The following is a 19,201-nucleotide window of genomic DNA, read 5'->3' on the forward strand; positions in this document are numbered from 1 at the left end:
CTCAGAACCTCTCTCTCGACCCCGGGTGAATCGCGCCGATCGCGATACCTCGGCGGCCTCCTGTCCACCGCTGACATTGGTAGCGTCCGCCTGATCATACGCTCGATCACCCACGCAGCCCAGCGCCACGGAGCAAGTCGACCGGAGCATGCGACCAGAGGGCGATCTCCGACGACGGGAAGGCAATCCTATTACTTTCCAGGCCGGCGCGACACCAAGTGGGTGGATCATCGAAGAGGAATGGATTTCTCGGCGCCCCGAACGACATCTTGGGTATCCTGCGACTGGTCCCATGAAACCCTCACCCACCGTCGCTCGGAGAACCACGACATCATGCCGCGATCCCATTCCATGATCCCCTTCCTCCTGCTTCTTCTCGTCTTCCAATCCGTTCATGCCGACAAGCCCGACCGAACCAAGGTCCGTCCGGAGATGACCGAGGGCGTCCGTCAAGAGGGCTCGTTCATCTTCACCTACGTCGACGAGAAACGCCGCCGTCGTCTAACGCTCGACGTCTACCGCCCCGCGGAGGGAGAAGGTCCCTTTCCCGCGATCGTGATGTTCTTCGGAGGCGGATGGCAGAACGGTCGCCCCGCTCTCTTCGCTCCCCTCGCTCAAGCGTTGGCCCAACGCGGCTACGTTTGCATCGTTCCCGAGTATCGCCTCTCCGGCGAGGCACCCTTCCCGGCCGCGGTCCACGACGGCAAGGCGGCGATTCGCTGGGCTCGTCAGAACGCCAAACGGTTCAAGATCGACCCCGAACGTATCGCGAGCATGGGGGGATCGGCGGGCGGCCACCTCGCGGGATTCATGGCCGCGAGCAACGGCATCCAACGCTTCGAGGGAAAAGGCGATCATCGCTCGAAGTCGTCCGACGTGCAGGCGGCGATCGTCATGTGCGGGCCGATGAACCTCCTCACCAAGGAACGGATCGAGCAGACCGAGACAGCCGCGAAGTCCGCCGCGGGGAGTCCCGTCGCCGACTTCATGGGCGGGGCCCTTCCGAGTGAGAGCGAAACGATCTATCGCGAGGCCTCGCCCCTGACACACGTCAGTCGGCGGACGCCGCCGATGCTCTTCATCGACGGGGAGCGCGATCGGCCGCGTCTTCGCTACACCGAGTTTTGGGAGAAGATGGACGAGCTTCACATCCCCCACGAGTTCGTCCTCATGCCCGACGCTCCCCATCCCTTTTGGGTGATGCGCGAGTGGTTCGACCCGACCGTCGACGCCGCCGATCGCTTCCTTCAAACGCACCTGTCGAAGTGAGCCGCGTAGTGCCTCTTGTTCCCCCACTCCCCATGGGAGAGATCCTCTTGTTCCCCTCTCCCTGTGGGAGAGGGGTTAGGGGTGAGGGGGCTTTCTTCCAACATACCGCTTCGTTTCACCAAGCATCGAATCCCCTCACCCGGCGCGCGCCGACCTCTCCCCATGGGAGAACCTCTTGTTCCCCTCTCCCTGTGGGAGAGGGGTTAGGGGTGAGGGGGCTTTCTTCCAACATAACGCTTCGTTTCACCAAGCATCGAATCCCCTCACCCGGAGCACGGCGAGTCATGCTCAGTCTCTTTGAGCCCCTTGCTTCTCTCAAGAGCGGCCGTCCTTTCGTCACGACCCACAAACCTCTCCATCGCCGTGACCTTTTTCACCGGGAGAGCGTCCCGGTCCCACAACGGCTCGGTTATCCTGGACAAGTGACGTGTCCGTCCATGTCCATGCGTGGTGATCGAACCGCGCCACGCTTAAGCAGTCCGTTGATTCGAGCGGGGCTGCTAGATTCGCCACATGACGCGCAGGCGACCGAGTCCATTGATCATGTCGATTCCCTCGTTGCTTCGTTGCATCCTCGCGATTCTCGGCTTGACGCTACCCTTGTCCGTCCTCGTCGCGCAAGAACCGTCGGAACCGATCGCGGCCGACACGTCGAGCCCTCGCGATACCCTGCGAAGCTTTATCGATAGCTGCAACGCCCTCGCGACGATTCTCGAAAAGAACCAGTACCTCGATCGCTCGGATCCCGACGCCAACATCCTGGCGATGCGAATCCTCGATTGTCTCGACTTGACCGAACTCCCTGCCTTCGCTCGCGAGGAACGGGCCGGAGAAGTGGCGGTATGTATCAAAGAGATTCTCGACCGAGAGCAACTGCCGCCGTGGGATCAAGTTCCCGATGTCGCCCAGGTCGAGGCACGCCCAGGAGTCGAAGCGCTCGCCCACTGGCGGATCCCCGGCACCCGCCTCACCATCGCCCGCATCGAGGAAGGACCTCGCAAACACGAATACCTCTTCAGTCGGGGAACCGTCGCCCGCGCCGTCGACTACCACCACAACATCGCGGCCCAACCCTACCGGGCCGATGGTCCTCCCACCTCACCGGGGCTCTTCGCGTGGTACATGAACTCACCGCGTGATCCCTTCATCGCCGCGGTGGTGACGCGGCTACCGAGTTGGCTCAGGGATCAACAGACCTTCGGGATGACCAACTGGAAGTGGCTCGGGCTCCTCGTGGGCACGATCGTCGCGGCGCTGATTCTCATCGCGTCGTTCTGGCTTTTCGCGCGAACGTCGAGCCGGGCACGCGAGCGTGGCCTCTTGCTTTACTGGCTCACTTTGGCGTTCCCGGTCGCCGTCGCCTTGACGCCGCTGGGGCTCTCGCACTTCGTCGAGTTTGACTTGGCGCTGCGCGGCTTCGTCCTCTATGTCGTCAACTTCACGAGCATCCTCGTGTCGCTTCTGGCGGGCGCGGTCGTCATTTTCGCCCTCTCGACCCGCGTCGCGGAAACGATCATCCGAGCCCCGACACGGGAGCTTCGCGGCATCGACGCCCAGCTCGTGCGGATCCTCGCCAAGATCAGCGCCGCGACCGGAGCGGTGGCCCTCATTCTCTACGGCGGGCAATACCTCGGGATTCCCGTCGCGACGCTCCTGGCCAGCGCCGGCATCGGCGGTGTCGCCATCGCCCTGGGATCCCAGGACACGCTCAAGGATCTCTTCGGCACCTTGTCGCTTATGGCCGACAAGCCCTTTCGCGTCGGCGATCGCATCATCGTGAACAATTTCGACGGCGTCGTCGAGGATATCGGCCTGCGGGCGACGCGAATTCGCCTTCTCACCGGACATCTCGTGACTCTGCCCAACGACCAACTCGCTCACAACGACGTCGAGAACGTCAGTCATCGCCCCTACATCCGGCGGAAGGCCGAGATTCACCTCCCCGCGACCCTCTCGGCGGATAAGATCGAATTGGCCCGGTCGATCGTCCGGCAACATCTCGAAAACCACGAGGGCATGGACCCGAACCTACCGCCGCGCGTCTACGTTGACGAGTTCGATCGCGGGACGATTCGGCTGCTGTTTCTCTACTGGTACACGCCTGCGGAGTACTGGGACTTCAAGGCCTTCGGCGATCGCTTGAACCTGCTGATCCTCCAGGACTTCGAGAGCAACGGGCTGCAACTCGCTCCCGTCCAGCGGCAGATTCTCTCCAACGACGACGGCGCGCCCGATCCCTTCACCGTTCGCGTCGCCCCCGACGATTCCCGAGTCCCGACCAACGAATAGCAACCCTCACGGGTCGCCCCCCCTCATTCTCCTGGGTGCCTGGGTGCCATGCCCACACCCCGTGGGTATGCGGAAGACGCCTCTCATTCGGACGCCGCCGGGTGGCCCAGTCGGCTCGTCAACCAGGGCGTGCGATCTCAAGGACCGCATGCCTCGCGTCCGCGAGCAAACGGTAACGCAAGAGAAGTGTCGCCCCGCTGGGGCTCGACGTTCCGCTGATACCTTCCTGGCACTTACGTGCCAGGCTTTACTCGGCCGCCGCTTCGCGGCTACTCAGGAAGCTGAACCATCTCAGGAAGCTGACCCAACTGAGGGTGAAGAACCATCTCAGGATGGATACCTGTGCCATCGCCGTTCGAGCCGACACGCTCGGATCACGTCGACACGTCGGTCGCCGGCTGGCACGCGGGACACCAGTAGGTCGATCGTCCCAGCTCTCCTTGACGGCGCATCTGGATCATGGTCCCACACTCCAGGCAGGGCTTGCCGACTCGACCGTACACCCAGACCCGATCCCCGTCGCGTCCGAAGCGAGTTTGTCGTTTGAAGCCGACGAGGTTGCGTCGCATCAGATCGCGCGTCCGCGCGAGGAGCTGACCGAGTTCCTCATCGGACAGACTCCCCGTCGGATCGAACGGACTTCGCCGCATGAGGAAGAGTGCTTCGGACTTATAGACGTTGCCGATCCCGCAGACGACGCGCTGATCGAGCAGGATCTCGCCGATCGGTCTCCTCTCGTGCAGACGGAAGCGAAGGAGAGCTTCCCGTTCGTCGAAACGCGTCGCCAGGAGATCGGGGCCGAGCTTCCACAGGTGCCGGTGGCGCCGCAAGCCGTCACGACTGAGAATCTCGAGTGTCTTGGGGCTGAAGCAGACCGCGACAATCCCACCGACTTCGAGCACCAAGGCGGCTCGCGGAACCGGCTTCGACCAACGCTCACCGGGACGGTAGAGATGCCACGATCCTGTCATCCCCATGTGGGAGTGGATCGTTCGCTCGTCGCAAACAGCGAAGAGTAGGTGCTTGCCGCGAGCCTCGACGTCGCGGATCTCGCCCCCGAGAAGCGGCGCGGCGTCGACTTGCCGACGCCCCTGACTCGAAGCCGCCTCGATCCGCTTGCCGACCAGGACCGATCGCAAGCGTACCGCCGTCCGGAAGATCGTGTCCCCTTCAGGCATTCCCAGTCACATCCTTGCGCGTCGGTCGATAGACGAGTCCTCGACTCGTCGCTCGAAACCCTCGATCGAGCATCCGTGGGGCGACCGGAGACTTGCTCGGCTCCTCCCCATCGATCCGGCGAAGAAGGATCGGCTGCCGCTCGGCGATCTCGGCCAACGCCTGGGCGATCGCGTCGTTCCCCGCTGCGGACTCCTCCTCGTCCTCGGCGGGGAACGTGAGCATCTGCTCGGCCGATCGGCTGAGAAACGCCAGCAGGGTTCCGTCGCGTATGACCACACGGGCGCCTGCCGCCCGCTGGGGACGTCCGCTGCCGTCACCCTGGGACGGCCACGCGATCACCGCGCCGTAGGGGTTGGCCGGATCGGTTGCCGCGAGGACGTGAACTTCCTTGGATCGCTCCCGTTGCTTGTGCTGACAATCCCGGAGTCGCTGTTCCGCCCCCGACGCCGCGAACTGCGCGGCGCCCAGCCCCGCCACGAAGTACCCCCGACGAATGCGCCCGGCTTCTTCCATTCCCTTAAGGACCGGATAGAGCCCCGCGAACCCGCCCACGATGCCCTCGGCATGGATCGCCTCGCGAACGAGGATGCCATGGCGTTGTAAGAGTTGCAGCGCGATTGCCGCTTGCCGTTCGGTCGGGGTGGGAGCCGCCTCCTCGGAACTGCCCAGAAGAGACCAGCGACCCTCCGAGCCTGGGGGCCCGACTTGTCGGCGCGAGCGGAAGCCCGATCCGCGGCGTGACGCCCGTCGTTTCTTCATCGCGTGGTCGCGCTGGAGCGAACGCAGCGGCGCGAGCGTATCGTTGGTCACTTCGCCCGCCCAAACGAGCTCCCAAAGCGTCGCGAGCACATCGTTGGGAAAGCCGCCAGTCACGCGAAGGAGGTCGTCGAAGAAGACCGCTCCGCGTTGGGCGAGGTAGTCCCGCAGTTGTTCCGCCATCGCGTGGTCGACCCGATCGGCCGTCGGCGCCAACGTCCGAAGATGATCCGTCAAATAGAGGGCGATCCGGCCATCACCCGACGTCCCGCTTCCAAAGCCGCGCCAGACGACTTCGCCCGCGTTGCACAGTTCGTCAAGCTGCCCGGGGCGATAGTCTTCCACGCGAGCCGGAAGAATTTCCTCCTCGAGCGTGCTCGCGGGCAGCGGCATCCCTTGCAACATTTCCACGACATCGAGCAATCCGTCCAACCCGTGGCGACGTCGTTCGAGCCCATGCCAGCGCGGTAGGAAACGAGCGAACGCCCGGGCATCGACCGGTTCGACCTCTTTGCGCAGCCGGGCGAGCGAGCGGCGTTTGAGGACGCGCAGGACTTCCGCGTCGCACCACTCGCGGCCGGTGCCCCCTGGAAGGAACTCTCCCTCGAAGACTCTCCCGTGGCCCGCGAGACGACGCAGCGTCATCTCGATGGTCGCTGGACCGACCCCGAACCTGCGGGCGACGTCCCCCGTCGTGAAGGGAACATGCGTTCGGGCATAGCGGGAGACGAGGTCCCCGAGCGGATCGACGACCTCCTCGAGAAAGGCTTCCGGCAGCCCCGGCGGGGTGACGACCCCAAGGGCGTCCCGCAATCGCGCCGCGTCCTCCGCCGCGACGTAGCGTGGCTCGCCGGCGATCTTCACGAGAAGGAGGCGCCGCTGCCGCACCAGTTGCACCAGCCACCCGTCGAGCTGAGACGCCGCTTCGTCCCCCTTGCCGAGGCGGGCGAAGATCTCCTCACGGCTCAAGTCGCCGAGGGCATAAACCAAGTCGCGAAGCGCATCGACCCCCGTCACTTCGTAGGCACCTTCGAGACGTTGCAGTTCGAGGGCCAACGTGTCGACGACCTCCCCATCGAGCAACTCCCGCAGGACCGACTCGCCGAGCAGTTCTCGCAACTGGGCGTGGTCGAGGGCTAGCGACTGGGCCCGACGCTCGTTGAGCGGAGCGTCGCCCTCATAGAGAAAGTTGCCGACGTAGTTGAACAGCAGCGACGCCGCGAATGGGGAAGGACTTCTGGTCTCGACCGCGTGAACGCGGATGTCGCGTCGTTCGATCGAACGGAGAATCCGCCGCAGTCCCGAAAGGTCGAAGACGTCGCGCAGGCACTCGCGGTAGGTCTCGAGCAGGATCGGAAAGCTCTCGTAGCGGGACGCGACCGCGAGCAGATCGGCCGAGCGGCGCCGCTGGATCCAAAGGGGCGTCCGCCGATCGGGTCGTCGGCGCGGCAGGAGCAACGAACGGGCCGCGTTTTCGCGAAAACGGGCCGCAAAAAGCGCCGTTCCGCCCACTTCGTTGACAATTAAGTCCTCGATTTCGTCCGAATTGGGCCAAAAGTCATCCAAAACGGGCGCCGAATCGGACTCCGGAAGCCGAAACACGATACCGTCATCCGACCACACCACGTCGACCTCGCCGATGACCTTTTCCGTCAGACGCCCGCGCACCGCCATCGCCCAAGGGGTATGCACTCGCGACCCGAAGGGGCTCAGGATCGCGACCCGCCAGTCGCCGATTTCATCGAGAAAGGACTCGATCACGATCGTGCGGTCGCTTGGCACCTCCTCGGTCGCGTCGACCTGATCGCGGAGGTACTGCACGAGGTTGGTCGCCGCCCGCCGGTCCAGAGCGTGTTCCTCGACGAGAAGATCTAGCGCCTTCTCGCGAGGGAGTTTCAGGAGCTCTCGAGCCAATACGCCCATCGCGACCCCAAGCTCGCGCGTCCGCCCAAGGCCATCGCCTCTCCAAAAGGGCATCTTGCCTGGTTCGCCGGGAGCCGGAGCGACGAGGACCCGATCGTGGGTGATCTCCAGGACCCGCCACGACGAGGCGCCGAGGAGAAAGATCTCCCCCGGACGGGTCTCGAAGACCATCTCCTCGTCGAGTTCGCCGACGCGGTTGCTCCCGCCACCGTCGTCGATCAGGTAGACGCCATAGAGTCCGCGATCGGGTATCGTCCCGGCATTGAGGATCGCGGTCCGCTGGGTTCCCTTGCGAGGCGCGACCATGCCGGCAAGACGATCCCACGTGACACGTGGTCGTAGCCCGGCGAATTCATCCGAAGGGTAGCGGCCCGACAGCAGATCGAGCACCCCTTCGAAGATCGACATCGAGAGTTCGTGAAACGGAGCGGCTTGCCGTGCGGTCGCGTATAGCTCGCCCACGCTCCGAGCCCCGAGTGCCACCATCGCGACAATCTGCTGGGCTAGGACGTCGAGCGGATTGCGGGGAAAGTAGGTCTCCTCCACTTCCCCTTCGAGCATCTTCTCGGCCGCCGCGGCGCACGCGAGCAAGTCGCCGCGATACTTCGGAAAAACAACGCCGACCGATGTCGCGTCGACGTGGTGCCCCGATCGGCCAATCCGCTGAATCCCCGAGGCAATCGACGGCGGAGCCTCAATTTGGATCACCAGATCGACGGCCCCCATGTCGATGCCGAGCTCGAGCGATGAGGTCGCGACGATCGCGGGAAGCGTTCCCCGCTTGAGGCGATCCTCGATGTGAAGCCGCGTCTCCTTGGCGATCGAGCCATGGTGAGCCAGCGCCAATTCCTTTTCGGCCAGTTCATTGATCGCGTTGGCCAAGCGCTCGGCCAGTCGCCGGCTGTTGACGAAGATCATCGTCGTGCGATGCGATTCGATCAACTCGACGAGGCGTGGGTGAATCGCGGGCCAAATCGACGCGAGCGCCGGAGGGCCCGCCGCCGGTCCCGACGGGATCGGGTCGACCTCCCCAAGCTCCGCCATGTCCTCGACGGGAACCTCGATGCGCAGATCGAAGCGGCGCCGGCGGCCCGCATCGACGATGGTCACCGGACGCGGATGGGGTGTCTCGTCGGGGTTGCTGGTCGCTTCTGATCCGCCGAGAAGTCGTGCCACCTCGTCGAGAGGCCGCTGCGTCGCCGAGAGGCCGATACGTTGGAGAAAACGCCCCCCTTCCTCACCCTCCCGGCGCAAGCGATCGAGCCGTTCCAGCGAGAGAAAGAGATGAGCCCCGCGTTTAGTGCTCACCATCGTGTGGATCTCGTCGATAATCACCGTCTCGACAGTGCGGAGCATCGACGCTTTTCGCGAGGTCAGGATGAGGTACAGCGACTCGGGGGTCGTGATGAGGATTTCCGGGGGGTCGCGTGCGAGACGCTCCCGCTCCGCGGAGGGGGTGTCGCCGGAACGTACGCCGACGCGGGGCACCTGATGGTCGGCTCCCTCCCGTTGGGCCAACGCGCGAACTCCCGCGAGCGGCGAACGCAGGTTCCGCTCGACATCGACGCCGAGGGCTTTCAAGGGAGAGACGTAGAGAACCCGGACGCCCTTCTCCTCTTCGGGAGCCGCCGGTCCGAACATCAATCGGTCGATCGCGACGAAGAAGGCCGCGAGCGTCTTTCCCGAGCCAGTGGGAGCGAGCAGCAGCGTGTGTTCCCCCTTGGCGATCACCGGCCAGGCCAATTGCTGTGCCCGCGTCGGCTCCTTAAACGCCTCGCGGAACCAGCGCCGAGAGACGGGGTGGAAGGACTCGTCGATGGTCGCTTCTTCCGTCGGTCCTCCCTGAACTCCCAGCATCTAGCTCCTCCCGCCCCGTTTCGCTTGACCCGTCCGCACGTCACCTACGGACAGCATTCTCCATTTTCGCAACAAAATGAACAAATGTCCAGATGTTCTCCATCGCCGATCCGGACACGCGGCTATGTTCGGAGTCCCCCTTTCCGCCGCCCCTCCGGGGCTTGATCTAAATCCTTCCCTTTCCAGGGGTTGACACCCCTGGCTACTGACCGACGCCGCTTCGCGGCTGAAGTCAGATCGACCGTAGCGACACGTCACACGTCACACGTCACACGTCACACGTCACACGTCACACGTCACACGTCACACGTCACACGTCACACGTCACACGTCTCTCGTCTCTCGTCTCTCGTCTCTCGTCTCTCGTCTCTCGTCTCTCGTCTCTCGTCTCTCGTCTCTCGTCTCTCGTCTCTCGTCTCTCGTCTCTCGTCTCTCGTCACACGTCACACGTCACACGTCACACGTCACACGTCACACGTCACACGTCCCTCGTCTCTCGTCTCTCGTCTCTCGTCTCTCGTCTCTCGTCTCTCGTCTCTCGTCTCTCGTCTCTCGTCTCTCGTCTCTCGTCTCTCGTCTCTCGTCACACGTCACACGTCACACGTCACACGTCACACGTCACACGTCCCTCGTCTCTCGTCTCTCGTCTCTCGTCTCTCGTCTCTCGTCTCTCGTCTCTCGTCTCTCGTCTCTCGTCTCTCGTCTCTCGTCTCTCGTCTCTCGTCTCTCGTCTCTCGTCTCTCGTCTCTCGTCACACGTCTCTCGTCTCTCGTCTCTCGTCTCTCGTCTCTCGTCTCTCGTCTCTCGTCTCTCGTCTCTCGTCTCTCGTCTCTCGTCTCTCGTCTCTCGTCTCTCGTCTCTCGTCTCTCGTCTCTCGTCTCTCGTCTCTCGTCACACGTCTCTCGTCACACGTCTCTCGTCACACGTCTCTCGGTTCTCGGTTCTCGGTTCTCGGTTCTCGGTTCTCGGTTCTCGGCTTCCTTGGCTCGCACCGAACCACGCGAATCGATGGCGATGTCCAACTGAATGCTGGAACCGACGGGGAGCGATCTTCGTAGGCTCCCAACAGGTCCCCGAAGGATCGACATACGTTGTAAGGTCGCGTGCGGCTCGTCATCGGACAGACCACTCTAGAATAGTCAGGAGGAAGGAGGGCTCGCATGCGAAGTAACAAACGGACCGGCACTGCGCTGGACGAAATCGACCACGTGGCGATCGAGGTGAAGGACATCGCCGAGACGGTGTCCTGGTACACCGATCGTTTCCAATGCGAGGTCGTCTACCGGGACAACACGTGGGCGATGCTCGAGTTCGGCAACATCCGACTCGCGTTCGTCTCGTCGGGGCAACATCCCCCTCATCTCGGATTCGTCCGGGAGGACGCGGAGGAGTTCGGCACGCTCGAGACCCACCGAGACGGCACGCGTTCGACCTACATCGCCGACCCGTCGGGCAACGCGATCGAATTGCTCGCGAAGGAAGACTGACCGTCGATCGCGAGTTGGATGATCTGGACAGAGCTCGCGCTCGTCGGAGTGATCCGGGCATCGACGGCACGACTCCAGATTCCTCGGCATGCGGAGCTTTCCCATGGGGCCGACGCCACGGCGCACGATGACTCGTCGGAACGAATTGGGTCCGCACCGTCGCTTGAAGCTTGCGTAGCGTGCTGGTCTGGTCGATGATCGATGCCTACATTCCCATCAACCCGGTAAGAGGCTGAATAACTTCATCTCCCCAGTGGCAACGTCGCGACCAGGGGCCATGTCGGTCGAAAGTTCGCCTTCTCGAGTCGGCCCAGCGTCGACTTTTCTTCCATAAGGGACAGGACCATGCCAGCATCCCCCACCCGTTCACCCGCGTGGATGAAGACCGTCCTGCTCGCGGCGGCGGTGTACAATCTCACGTGGGGAATCTGGGTGGTGATGCTCCCGAGCCAAACCTTCACCCTCTTCGGGATGCAACCGCCGAGGTATCTCGAATTGTGGCAGTGCCTCGGCATGGTCGTCGGCGTCTACGGCATCGGCTACGCGGTCGCCGCGTACGATCCATTTCGCCACTGGCCCATCGTGCTCGTCGGCTTGCTCGGCAAGATTTTCGGCACGATCGGCTTCATCATCGCGGCGGTTAAGGGAACGCTACCCATCGCGATGGGAGCGACGGTTCTCACCAACGACCTGATTTGGTGGGTGCCCTTCGCGGTGATCGTTTGGGAAGCCTTCGGGGAGGCGATGCGTCCCGAACAAGCCGATGAGCGCGGACTCACTCGACTGGAGAGCAGCACGGGAACAACGTTGGCCGATCTTTCGGACGAGTCACCGATCCTGGTCGTCTTTCTGCGTCACTTCGGGTGCACCTTCTGCCGCGAGGCTCTCGCGGATCTGGCCGAGAAGCGCGCGGCGATCGAAGGCAACGGTGTCCGAATCGCAGTGGTTCACATGGGATCGTTCGACCAGGGTGACATGCTCCTGCGTCGCTACGGCCTCGGCGATGTCGCTCACGTGAGCGATCCGCAGTGCGTACTCTACCGGGAACTCGGCCTTGAGCGTGGTCGTCCCGGGCAACTTCTCGGCCCGCGTGTTTTGTGGCGAGGATTCCAAGCGGCCATCTTCCACGGCCACGGCATCGGCCGGCTCGTCGGCGACGGGCTTCAAATGCCTGGCGTCTTCTTGATTCACCGCGGAGATGTCGTCCGGTCCTATCACCACGGCGACGCGAGCGATCGGCCCGATTACGCCGAGCTGGCCCAGTGCGCGGTGTCGGCGCCGGTCGGTTGAACAAGGATGGTGGGTCCAGACCCACCCCCACCCTACGCGTTACGACAAGCGTGAGCCTCTCCAGCATGCCCACGACAAGCGTGAGCATGGCACCCGGAAGTCTCCCTGAAGAGTTCACCCAACGAATCAACCAATCAGGACACTAGGGATCTTGGCCGAGGGCGACGACGTTGGCCGATGCGGGATCCATCGTCAGTTGGAATTCGAACGCGTTGTCGCTTTCGGGGCCGATCACCACGCTCAGGGGCGACTTCTGAATGCTGTTGTAGACGTCGGGAATGTGCTCCCGCATGCCGATGTCACCATCGAGACTCCCCGCCCCCGCCCGGATCGTGACTTGGTGTTCGCCCGCGACGAGGCCCGATCGCCTGGAAATGTCGGACACCGTCACGACATCGGTGATCGCCCCCTGTTGGATCGTTCCCTGAGCGGATGGCCCCCCCGCGCGGGGCATGAAGGTGATCACGCCTCGCCCGAGCGGTTTGCCCTCGAAGAGAACCTTGCCGGCGACGGGAACGACCGGCGCCTCGGGATTGGCCTGCGAGCAACCCAACGTCAGGCAGGCGACGGGGAAACTCGCGAGCATGGCCCAACGAACGAACAAACGGTATGGCATCGAGGTCGACCTCGCTGATAGTGAACTTCCGTTTCGTGGAGATTACAGGCCCTGAAGCGGCTCGCCGGGAGAAGCGCTGCGAGTCCCAAGCCCGCGATAGATGTGGGTGTCGACCGAGTTGGAAATGAAGGTGGTCGATCCGTCGGCCATCATCGCGTTCACCCCGCCGGGATGGGCGCTGCGAGCGTGAAAGATCATGCTGTCGGTGCCGATGGTACACGGGGCGCCGGGCATGCTGAGACAGGAGGACATGCGGTCGGCGACGGGACTGTTCGGCGGGTTCATCGTCGAGAAGATCGCGCTGCCGCGCCGTCCGAAGTAGTAGGCGCCCCGCAGATCGACCGACGACGTTTGATTGGGGACGACAAGCAATTCGCTGCCCATGATCGTCTTGGTCGTGCCATCTTCCAAGTCATCCAGTCCGATGCTCGACCGGGAGTAGAACATCCCGTCGCGGTTGACCGCGTTATGGTCGGTCTGGTCGTCGAGCGTGTCGTCGGGATCGTTGATCACCGCATCGGGCGTCAAGGTCTTGGATCCGTAGCTGAGCGTATAGTTGCCGCAGAAGCCGTGGTCGTAGTACTCGTCGCTCGGGTGCGCCGACACCTTGCCCCCGTTGGGGTCGCTGGGACAGACCAGTCCACTGATGACTTGCTTGCGTTGGTCGAAGCGATGGGATCGTCTTCCCGATTGGATATCCGGGACGATCCGATCCCAGATCGGCTGCTGATCCATGAAGGGCAGCACCATCGGCATCCAGGTGATCGGAAAGCGCGTCGTGTCGGGGCCACTGCCGGCGTTGACGAGACCGGTCGTTCCCGGCGGCATGACCCGATGACTGTCGTGGTAGTTGTGGAGGGCGACGCCGAGTTGCTTGAGGTTGTTGGCGCACTGCGACCGCGCCGCGGCTTCGCGCGCTTGTTGGACCGCCGGAAGGAGTAACGCGACGAGGACGCCGATGATCGCGATCACCACCAGTAACTCGACGAGCGTAAACGCCCGCCGGGACTTTCCCTTCCAAGACATATCGGTTTCTCCCCAGAGTCAGCATCGTCGAGGTGATCTGTTCACGGCACGCCCCAGTGCCGCGTGGATCCCTTTTCCCCAAGAACCGCCGCTCGCTCCCCTGCCCCCATGGAAGCGACGGGCAATTCTCAAGCCTATTCTCGATGGGCGCACAGCTCAATGCCACGACAAAACGTCACGGCGCCGGCGAAACGACACGAAGAAATCGCGGTTAGAGCCCTTGAAGGGGCTCACCGGGCGACGCGTTTCTGGTGCCAAGCCCGCGGAAGATGTGGGTGTCGATCGAGTTGGAGATGAAGGTGATCGACCCATCGGCCATCATCGCGTTGACGCCCCCTTCGTGGGCGCTGCGCGGGTGGTAGATCATGCTGTCGGTGCCGGTCGTGCAAGGCGCCCCGCGAACGCTCAGGCACGAGGAGAGCCGGTCGGAGATCGGTGAGTTCGGCGGGTTCATCGTCGTGAAGACCGCGGCGCCGCGCCGTCCGAAGTAGTAGCTGCCGCGCAAGTCGACGTTGTTCCCCTCGCTCGGGACGACCAACAGCTCGCTGGCCATGACGGTCTTCGTCGTTCCGTCGCTCACATCGTCCAATCCGATGCTCGACAACGCAAAGAACATGCCGTCCCGGCGCAGGGCGTTGTCGTCGCGACTGTCGTCGAGCGTGTCGTCGGCGTCGTCGATATCCGCGTCGGGCGTGAAGGTCTTCGAGCCGTAGCAGAGGACATAGTTGCCGCAGAAGCCGTGATCGCGCGTGGCGATGCTACCGTTGACCGCGACCTTGCCACCGTTGGGATCGCTGGGACAGACCAGCGCGCTGACGACTTGCTTCCTCTCGGCGAAGCTGTGGGCGCTTCGGCCCGCCTCGATGTCGGGCACGATCCGATCGTAGAGTTGGTGCTGATCCATGTAAGGCAGCACCATCGGCATCCAAGTAATCGGGTAGACAAGCGTGTTGGATCCACTGCTGGCGTTGACGATTCCGAGCACGCCGGGGGGCATGACCCGATGGCTCTCGTGGTAGTTGTGCAGCGCCACCCCCAGTTGCTTGAGGTTGTTGGCGCACTGGGCGCGTGAAGCCGCTTCCCGTGCTTGCTGCACGGCCGGAAGCAAGAGAGAGACCAGCACCCCGATGATCGCGATCACGACCAGTAGTTCGACGAGCGTGAACGCGCGCCGGGATTCTCGGATCCAAGACATACGGTTGCTCCCCACGAGATGCCGAGATGACGGCACTCTTCCCCTTGTGCGAGCCGTGGCGAAGAAGTGCGAGTGCCACGTCTCCAAGTTGGCGGACGAACGCCGCCAACGCCCCTTGAGTTGGTCGACGAACGCCGCCGACGCCCATTGAGTTGGCGGACGAGTGTCGCCGACGCCAAGCAAACGCCGTGCTGGAAACCAACACGGTGAATCAAACGCGGCCGCCACGTCTCCCCAGATCGCGACGGCGCGGTCAGTGACAATTTGTCGTCCCAGGATCGGTTCCTGGGCGACGATCAACCGAAGAGTTCGGCAATCGGCTTGCCGCCGTCGGTGATCGGCACCGGGCGTTCGCCGGCGTAGAGCACTTCGCTCGGATCGATGCCGATCGACGCGTGAATCGTGGCGTGTAGATCGGCAACCGAGACCGGCTTCTCCTCGATCTTCGTTCCCATCGCGTCGGTGGTGCCATAGGCCCCGCAGTGCCGCAACCCACCGCCACCGAGGAAGACGGAGAAGGACTTCGAATGGTGCCCGCGTCCCCCGCGACCATCGAACTTGGCGGGACGACCGAACTCGGTGCCGACGACGATCAGGGTCTTGTCGAGATAGTTGCGTCGTTCGAGATCGAGCACAAGGCCCGCGAGGGCGGTGTCGAGTTCCTGAATCAGCAGGTGCTGGTTGAGTTGGCCCTCGTTGTGGGTGTCCCATCCGGTCCCGTTGACGAAATTGAGGTTGTGCGAGACCTCGACGAAGCGAACGCCACTCTCGACCAAGCGTCTGGCGAGCAGACAACGCTGACCGAACTCACCGCCGTAGGAGTTGCGGATCGAGTCGGGCTCGGAGCCGAGGTTGAAGATCTGTTGGAAGTCGGGGCCGGAGAGCCGCAGCGCCTCGTCAATGGTGGCGTCGTAGTCGGCGAGGGCTTTCTCGGCCCTGATGTCGCCCCGGTGCATCGAGCGAAGCCGGGACAGGAGCCGCTCCCGCTGCTTGCGGCGCTGGTTGGTGATGCGCGGCGGGGGCGAGAACCCACTGGGGCCAACCTCCGTGTCGGTCAAGTAGACGTAGCCGGCGCGGGGGCCGAGGAAGCCAGGACCGCGAGTGATGTTGGGATAGCCGATCAGGACGTAGGCCGGCACCTTGTCGTTGGCCGGGCCACGCTGGTGAGCGGCGATCGAGCCGATCGACGGGTAAACGATCGTGCCGGTCGTCGGGCGACCGGTGTGCATGCGGTTGGTCGCGGCGGCATGTTCGTCGATCACCTCGTGGTGAACCGTCCGCACGAGAGTGCAGCGATCGAGGACCTTCGCGGTCTTGCCAAGGTGCTCACAGACCTGGACGCCCTTGACCGCGGTCGGGATCGCATCGTAGTAGGAGCCGGGCTTCTTGGCCTTCGCATCGCCCTTGGCCTTCGGATCGAAGGTGTCGATTTGACTGGCGCCGCCGCCGAGCCAAATGAAGATCACATGCTCGGCCTTGCCCTGGGGCATCGCTCCGTGCGAGGCCGGATGCGACGCCAACGCGGGAGAAGCTCCGAGAAGAGAAGCCGCCAAGCCCGCTTGCATCGTCGATTGAACAAATTCGCGTCGTTTCATGAATGGGTCATCCTCGTATCGGTCGTTGGTTGTTGGAAGCGTCCCGGGTCTCCGCTAGGGGATGAAGACGAACTCGGGGGTGTTGACGAGCGTCCAGACCGTGTCCTCCATCCGCTCGCGCCACGCAGGCGTGAGCACCTCGGTCGGCTCGTCGCCGAGCTGGGCTTGCTGCTCCAACCGGTTGGCCAGTTCGTTGGACTTGTTGGAGAGATGGTTGGTCCACGAGATCCCTTCGCGGGTCCGCTTGGGGGCGTAGCGCTCGAGCGACGCGCCAGGCACGACGCGATCCCCGTAGCCTTCTCGCAGATACTCGACGAAGAGGTCCTTCTCACTGGCGCTCGGATCGCGCGAGAGCGTTCGTCGGAAGAGTTCCTCGACGAGCTTCTCGACAGGCTGGTCCTTCATTGACAAGACCGTCAGGCCGCTGTCATCGGATAGCTGCGCCACCCGGTGAACCGCGAGTCCATTAGTCATCGACGCCGGTTGAAGCACCGTCGGCTCCGTGTTCCGATAGGTCACCGGATTCTGGCGGGTGTTTCGCCATCCGAAGGTCTCCAGCAGACTCGTCATCGTCCGAGCGTAGGGCAGATTGAGACTCGGTCGGTCGCGCTCGTTGGCCAACGTCGAGAACTGCCACGCTCGCGTCGGGTAGCCGAAGTTCAGCGAGTTCTTTAGGTCCCGGCGTCCGTTGATGTCGAGATTCAACTCCTCGCAGCCAAAACCCTTGCCGGCCACCTGGAAGAGAGAGTCGACGACTTGCTCGGCGCTCATCCGTCGCCGCTGGCGGGTCGCGTAGAGCTCGATCGCGTCCTCTTCCTCTTGGAGACTCGGATCGACCGCCCGCTGGTAGGCGTGGGACGAGAGAATGAGACGGGCGACATGCTTGAAGTCGTAGCCGTTTCCGATCAGCTCCCGACGAAGATAGCCGAGAAGCTCGGGATGGGTCGGGTCGACGCTTTCCCAATCGTCGACCGGATCGACGATGCCACGGCCCATGTAGCGGTGCCAAAGACGGTTGACGAGCACACCGGCGAAGCGCTCGTTCTCCGGCGAGGTGATGTGCAACGCGAGCCGTTCGCGCGAATCCTTGGGATTGCGCAACCAGTCCTCACGCAACTTCTCGCCGTGAAGGTTTTCAAACGGCCACACCGGCGGAAGCTTCTCGCCCGGCTTGAGCGAGACCGTCACCATCATCTCCGCCAGCTCTTCCTTCGTCCCCGGAACCGAACTTGACTTCGGAACGCTCTGCGGTTTGCGTTTGAGCATCGCCGCGAGACTGAAGAGATCCCGTTGTTCGAAGGGATGCGACGGAGCATCGTGGCAGCGGGCGCACTGCATCTTGGCTCCCAAGAACGCTTGGCCCAAGACGTTGGCTTTGGCCGCCATCGGCACATCGTTCTGCGTCGCGACCCCGAAACCGGCCGGACCGCCGAAACGCTCGCTCCCCCGCATCATGACCAGTTCGGTAACGAAGCGATCCATCGGTTTGTTGTCGAGGAACGACTCGTGAATCCAGTAGCGGAACGGGCCGGTGTTGTTGAGCGTCGGGTTGAGTAGGTTGGGATTCTCGGCGAGAACATCCTGCCAATAGCCGACCCAGTGATCGGCCCAGCCCGGATCGTCGAGCAACCGGTCGATCGCCCGCTCGCGACGCCCCTCGCCCCGGTGCTCGCGAAACGCTGCAATCTCCTCGGCGGTCGGAAGGTTGCCGCGCAAATCGAGCGTCAGTCGGCGAAGAAAGACGTCGTCATCGGCCAAGCCCGCCGGCTGAAGCCCCTTCTCCTGGAGCCGCGCGCCGAGGAAGCGATCAATTTCGTTGTGAACCGGCATCTCCTCGGAGACGGTCGGCACCACGATCGCGGGCTTCTTGCCGATCTCTTGGGCGATGGCGTCGTGCCGTTTCTTCCAGTAGTCGCGTTCCTTGACGTCCGACTCTTCTCGGCGCCGTTGATTCCGGCGGAGCATCTCTTCGCGGAACCGTTTCTCATAGGGCAACCAGCTCGCGTCGGTCAGTTCGACATCCTGGCTGGTCGGACTCAGGACCACGAACTCGCTTCCCGGCTCCGCGACACTCAGCGACATCTCGCCGAGTTCGAGTCGGCGGCGTCGGCCCCCAACGATCACGTCCATGACAAAGGTGTGGCGCTTGCCGTCGCTGGTCCATGCCACTGCTTTCTCCCGATCGCCGGGAAAGAGCTGACGGATGTTCGGCGTGAGATCACTCGAAAGATCCTCGAGTTCGCCGTGTGCCCCGCTGCCGGGGTGAGGAAAAGGAAGCTCGCCGACTTTCTTCCCGTCGATGAAGAGCCGGGTCGCCCAGCGGCCACGGAGCAGCAGCCGCTTCTTTCCCTCGGGAATCGTCAGTTGACACGAGGCCCGGTACAGGATCGGATTCGAACGGTCGACACGAAGGCCGTCGCGGTAGCGGTGGGGAATCTCGACGATGCCGAAGGACTGTTCGCTGAAGGTCTCGGTCGGCTCGTCGAGCTTGAAGTCCCACTTCTTCTTCTCGGGGATCTTGTCGAAGATCTCGACGTGAATCCGGTCCGAGGGAGCGGTGAGCGGCAGCGGACGGCCGGGTTTCTCGGGTTCCGCTTTTGGCTTCGCGTCCGCTTTTGGCTTCGCGTCCGCTTTTGGCTTCGCGTCGGCTTTCTCCGCGGAAGCGGCGCCCAGGGCTAAGAGGAGAACGAAGAGAACACTTTGCATCATCATCGAAACC

At 63.4% G+C, this 19,201-nt stretch carries 11 protein-coding genes; 4 read left to right on the forward strand and 7 right to left on the reverse strand.

Going from position 1 to position 19,201, the window contains the following annotated elements; all coding sequences use genetic code 11:
• Positions 1–351: 351 nt before the first annotated feature.
• Together Pan216_RS17710 and Pan216_RS17715 are read left to right on the forward strand one after the other, a co-directional pair.
• Positions 352–1,269: an alpha/beta hydrolase fold domain-containing protein gene (locus Pan216_RS17710; protein ID WP_419192669.1), complete on the forward strand. Its 918-nt coding sequence runs from the start codon at positions 352–354 to the stop codon at positions 1,267–1,269.
• A 543-nt stretch (positions 1,270–1,812) separates the two neighbouring features.
• Positions 1,813–3,558 carry a mechanosensitive ion channel family protein gene (locus Pan216_RS17715; protein ID WP_419192670.1) on the forward strand — a complete coding sequence of 582 codons (1,746 nt, stop codon included), beginning with the start codon at positions 1,813–1,815 and terminating at the stop codon, positions 3,556–3,558.
• Between the two features lie 374 nt (positions 3,559–3,932).
• On the opposite strand, the gene Pan216_RS17720 is transcribed toward Pan216_RS17715, so the two are convergent.
• A complete protein-coding gene (locus tag Pan216_RS17720; RefSeq protein WP_145259887.1) occupies positions 3,933–4,736 on the reverse strand; it encodes an Fpg/Nei family DNA glycosylase in 804 nt (267 codons plus the stop codon).
• Positions 4,729–9,273, reverse strand: coding sequence for an Lhr family ATP-dependent helicase (locus Pan216_RS17725; RefSeq protein WP_145259889.1), 4,545 nt, complete (start codon positions 9,271–9,273; stop codon positions 4,729–4,731). Before Pan216_RS17725 ends, Pan216_RS17720 begins: the two co-directional genes overlap by 8 nt.
• Positions 9,274–10,433: 1,160 nt before the next feature.
• On the opposite strand from Pan216_RS17725, the gene Pan216_RS17730 reads away from it, so the two are divergent.
• Positions 10,434–10,760, forward strand: a complete 327-nt coding sequence (locus Pan216_RS17730) for a VOC family protein (RefSeq protein WP_145259891.1) — start codon at positions 10,434–10,436, stop codon at positions 10,758–10,760.
• A 345-nt stretch (positions 10,761–11,105) separates the two neighbouring features.
• Positions 11,106–12,050, forward strand: a complete 945-nt coding sequence (locus Pan216_RS28490; RefSeq protein WP_419192671.1) for a peroxiredoxin-like family protein — start codon at positions 11,106–11,108, stop codon at positions 12,048–12,050.
• A gap of 142 nt (positions 12,051–12,192) precedes the next feature.
• Here Pan216_RS28490 and Pan216_RS17740 read toward each other — a convergent pair whose 3' ends face one another.
• The 5 genes from Pan216_RS17740 to Pan216_RS17760 form a co-directional block, all read right to left on the reverse strand.
• The gene (locus Pan216_RS17740; protein ID WP_145259893.1) at positions 12,193–12,666 is read right to left on the reverse strand and encodes a hypothetical protein; all 474 of its coding nucleotides are present in this window, start codon (positions 12,664–12,666) and stop codon (positions 12,193–12,195) included.
• 42 nt (positions 12,667–12,708) lie between these two features.
• Positions 12,709–13,692 carry a DUF1559 domain-containing protein gene (locus Pan216_RS17745; RefSeq protein ID WP_145259895.1) on the reverse strand — a complete coding sequence of 328 codons (984 nt, stop codon included), beginning with the start codon at positions 13,690–13,692 and terminating at the stop codon, positions 12,709–12,711.
• 211 nt (positions 13,693–13,903) lie between these two features.
• Positions 13,904–14,887: a DUF1559 domain-containing protein gene (locus tag Pan216_RS17750; RefSeq protein WP_145259897.1), complete on the reverse strand. Its 984-nt coding sequence runs from the start codon at positions 14,885–14,887 to the stop codon at positions 13,904–13,906.
• 296 nt (positions 14,888–15,183) lie between these two features.
• On the reverse strand, positions 15,184–16,482 hold the full coding sequence (locus Pan216_RS17755; protein WP_145259899.1) for a DUF1501 domain-containing protein: 1,299 nt from the start codon (positions 16,480–16,482) through the stop codon (positions 15,184–15,186).
• A gap of 54 nt (positions 16,483–16,536) precedes the next feature.
• Complete coding sequence (locus Pan216_RS17760) at positions 16,537–19,194, reverse strand: DUF1549 and DUF1553 domain-containing protein (RefSeq protein WP_145259901.1); 2,658 nt, start codon at positions 19,192–19,194, stop codon at positions 16,537–16,539.
• Between the last annotated feature and the right edge of the window lie 7 nt (positions 19,195–19,201).

It is taken from the genome of Kolteria novifilia (assembly GCA_007748055.1).
GTDB classification, from domain to species: Bacteria; Planctomycetota; Planctomycetia; order Kolteriales; family Kolteriaceae; genus Kolteria; species Kolteria novifilia.

Excerpts from the sequence above, each read along its gene's own strand:
- Pan216_RS17715 (WP_419192670.1), top strand. The coding sequence starts at position 1,813 with ATGTCGATTCCCTCGTTGCTTCGTTGCATCCTCGCGATTCTCGGCTTG.
- Pan216_RS17750 (WP_145259897.1), bottom strand. The coding sequence starts at position 14,887 with ATGTCTTGGATCCGAGAATCCCGGCGCGCGTTCACGCTCGTCGAACTA.
- Pan216_RS17755 (WP_145259899.1), bottom strand. The coding sequence starts at position 16,482 with ATGAAACGACGCGAATTTGTTCAATCGACGATGCAAGCGGGCTTGGCG.
- Pan216_RS17760 (WP_145259901.1), bottom strand. The coding sequence starts at position 19,194 with ATGATGATGCAAAGTGTTCTCTTCGTTCTCCTCTTAGCCCTGGGCGCC.
- Pan216_RS17730 (WP_145259891.1), top strand. The coding sequence starts at position 10,434 with ATGCGAAGTAACAAACGGACCGGCACTGCGCTGGACGAAATCGACCAC.
- Pan216_RS17745 (WP_145259895.1), bottom strand. The coding sequence starts at position 13,692 with ATGTCTTGGAAGGGAAAGTCCCGGCGGGCGTTTACGCTCGTCGAGTTA.
- Pan216_RS17710 (WP_419192669.1), top strand. The coding sequence starts at position 352 with ATGATCCCCTTCCTCCTGCTTCTTCTCGTCTTCCAATCCGTTCATGCC.
- Pan216_RS17740 (WP_145259893.1), bottom strand. The coding sequence starts at position 12,666 with ATGCCATACCGTTTGTTCGTTCGTTGGGCCATGCTCGCGAGTTTCCCC.
- Pan216_RS17720 (WP_145259887.1), bottom strand. The coding sequence starts at position 4,736 with ATGCCTGAAGGGGACACGATCTTCCGGACGGCGGTACGCTTGCGATCG.
- Pan216_RS17725 (WP_145259889.1), bottom strand. The coding sequence starts at position 9,273 with ATGCTGGGAGTTCAGGGAGGACCGACGGAAGAAGCGACCATCGACGAG.
- Pan216_RS28490 (WP_419192671.1), top strand. The coding sequence starts at position 11,106 with ATGCCAGCATCCCCCACCCGTTCACCCGCGTGGATGAAGACCGTCCTG.